The organism is Vibrio anguillarum (assembly GCF_003390515.1).
In the GTDB taxonomy this organism is placed as follows: Bacteria; Pseudomonadota; Gammaproteobacteria; order Enterobacterales; family Vibrionaceae; genus Vibrio; species Vibrio anguillarum.
In genome coordinates, this window is sequence record NZ_CP031479.1 from 3,113,447 (window position 1) to 3,116,130 (window position 2,684).

At 41.1% G+C, this 2,684-nt stretch carries 2 protein-coding genes and 2 pseudogenes; all 4 read left to right on the forward strand.

Annotated features, from left to right (window positions below):
* Positions 1-161 precede the first annotated feature (161 nt).
* Positions 162-443: a type II toxin-antitoxin system Phd/YefM family antitoxin gene (locus DD616_RS17100; RefSeq protein ID WP_000086650.1), complete on the forward strand. Its 282-nt coding sequence runs from the start codon at positions 162-164 to the stop codon at positions 441-443.
* Positions 440-727 carry a type II toxin-antitoxin system RelE/ParE family toxin gene (locus DD616_RS17105; protein WP_017049660.1) on the forward strand — a complete coding sequence of 96 codons (288 nt, stop codon included), beginning with the start codon at positions 440-442 and terminating at the stop codon, positions 725-727. Before DD616_RS17100 ends, DD616_RS17105 begins: the two co-directional genes overlap by 4 nt.
* Positions 728-1,965: 1,238 nt before the next feature.
* Positions 1,966-2,246, forward strand: a pseudogene (locus DD616_RS17485) (DUF1289 domain-containing protein).
* Between the two features lie 318 nt (positions 2,247-2,564).
* Positions 2,565-2,684, forward strand: a pseudogene (locus DD616_RS17410) (YkgJ family cysteine cluster protein); the annotation flags it as partial.

The window sequence follows — 2,684 nt, forward strand, 5'->3', positions numbered from 1 at the left end:
TTAGTGCAAAGTTGAAGTTCAATGTTTACAGTGTGTTTTTTAAGTTCGGTGGTGCGTTGTCAACCCCTTAGCCGGGCGTTATAACACAGAATCAATTCCTTGCTCGTAAATCTCAATTGAACTACTATTTGTACATTAAATTGTACTAAAAGGAGTTCGTTATGAGCCGTATTCACCTTGATCAAGATATTCAGCCTTTGTCTGAGTTCCGTGCTGGCGTTGCATCATTTATCAAACAGATCAATGAAACTCGTCGACCATTAGTCATTACACAACGAGGTAAAGGTGTAGCCGTTGTTCTTGACGTTGCGGAGTATGAAGCAATGCAAGAGAAAATCGAATTACTTGAAGAAATGCGTACTGCAGAAGCTCAATTGGCTGCAGGTTTGGGTGTATCAAACGAAGATGCTCGTTCACAAGTTCTGGGACGCATCATCAAATGAAAGTAGTTTGGTCACCTCTAGCGTTACAAAAACTGGGTGATGCCGCAGAGTTTATTGCTTTGGATAACCCATCAGCTGCAGAAAAGTGGGTGAATGATGTGTTTGACAAAACGGAATTGCTCGGCTCAATGCCAGAAATGGGCCGCATGGTTCCTGAAATGCCTCATACGAACTACCGTGAAATAATTTTTGGCCATTACCGTATTATTTATAGTTTGGGCCTCGAAATACGTGTTCTAACAGTCCGTAACTGTCGTCAATTGCTCACGGAACATGATGTGTGAAACTGTGTTATAACAAACGCTTCAAGAGGGACAGCCAACGCGTGGCATTTTTGCTATGCGTTGGTTTTTGTGGTTACGGTGTTATGCAGTAAGTTGGTAGTGGCGTTGGCTGCCCCTTAAGCGGGCGTTATGCGAGCCGCTTACGGGTGGTGGCCTTGATTTATTGAAATATTCACGAAAATTCACAGCATTAGAGCTTCAAAAAGTGATAGCGTACCGGATTATTGAGTCACTGAATGGAGTTTTTATGCATCCTATATTTAATAATGGTTTGACAAGTCTTGTTAACCTTGGGAAAACATTTTCGAATGTTAAAATTAGTTTTGCTCAATGTATTTCCGCTATTAGAAACACCGTGAGGTTAGTTCTAAATCTGTAACTGAACAACATCTACAGCTTATTGAATGTGCAAATAGCCAAAAATATTTACACCGAACAAAATCCCAAGATGTTACTATAATCAAATGCTACGGTACACCTAGTCGGAAAAAGAACCGAGCTCCTGACCCTACATTACTAGATCTTGTTAAACGTGCTAATACCCCTACTTACTTACAAAAGACAAAGGCTGAGGGTGTCACTATAGGCACAGTCTCTGAAAAATGATTTACGGTTTTGTAAGAGTTTAGAGGTGCAAGTTACATTCGCATAACAAACGCTTCAAGAGGGACAACCAACGCGTGGCGGTTTTACTATGCGTTGGTTTTGGTGATTACGGTGTTATGCGGTAAGTTGGTAGTAGCGTTGGCCGCCCCTTAAGCGGGCGTTATGCTTAATCACGTAGAATCAGTGGTTTATGGTTTTTCTTTGTTCCCTCGACTTTTCGGTTTTGTGTTTGTCGGCAAGTTGGCTTTTGTGAGCGCTGTTTTTCGGACGCTTATTCTTTGGCGCTGGAAATTCAAAGAATTGCCTCAATCAATTTTCGGGCAAGCGCGAGGTTAGTGCGGTTGGCTCAATCAGAATTTTGATCTTAGGTTTTTGAGTTTTGACTGCCAAAGTTCAAAGTCTAATTTTCAAAATTATGAGTCATTTCTTTTTTCTACGTTTTGGTTTTTGTTAGTGGCTCAAAGCTGAGTTAATCTTGGTTTAGGTAAATCGTAAGTCATTGAAGCTTAAGCATAACAAACGCTTCAAGAGGGACTTCCAACGCGCGGCATTTTTATTATGCGTTGATTTCGGTGGTTTTAGTGTTATGCGGAAACGTGGTAGTAGCGTTGTCAGCCCCTTAAGCGGGCGTTATGTGTTTTTCTGAAAAATTTTCACAGCTCTGCGCTTATAATTCAGACGTGAGGTGCACTATGTCTGAAAATCAAAAAGTTAAAAGAGCTGAACCAATTGAAACTTGTTCATATAAAAGTCCTTGTGTTCGACATTGTTGTTTAGATGACAAAGACATCTGCATAGGTTGTGGTAGGACTCTTGATGAGATATGTCGTTGGAGTAGCGCAACAAATAGCGAAAACAAGACATATTAATCAATAGCTTAGCTAGAGTTCAGAGCCGAAATATATCGATATGAAGCATCTTAGTCTTGTGTATATGATGGCTTTTTATCGAATGCTGTTTGGCATAAATGCCTTTCGCTACCCCTTTAAATGGAAGGGTAGGCATCAGAAAAACACACACATAACAAACGCCTCAAGAGGGACTGTCAACGCGCGGAGTTTCCAGTCCCATTGAGCCGCTGTGGTTGCAGTTGTTGTGTTTGAGTTTAGTGTTATGCGTTGTCAGCCCCTTAGGCGGGCGTTATGGCTACCAAATTGAGTTGGTCACGAATGTCGATAAATTGGTTCAAATTGGAGTACCATGCTGTGATTACACTGATTTGAAGAACACGATGACAATTCCAATTAAAAATGTATCTAGTACGGAAATTTCTTGCTCAAACTGTCAGGCTTGTTGCTGTCGTTTAGAGGTCATGATCATTACAGATACCGGTGTGCCAGAGCAACACATT

Coding starts and splice junctions, on each gene's coding strand:
- DD616_RS17100 (WP_000086650.1), top strand. CDS start 162: ATGAGCCGTATTCACCTTGATCAAGATATTCAGCCTTTGTCTGAGTTC.
- DD616_RS17105 (WP_017049660.1), top strand. CDS start 440: ATGAAAGTAGTTTGGTCACCTCTAGCGTTACAAAAACTGGGTGATGCC.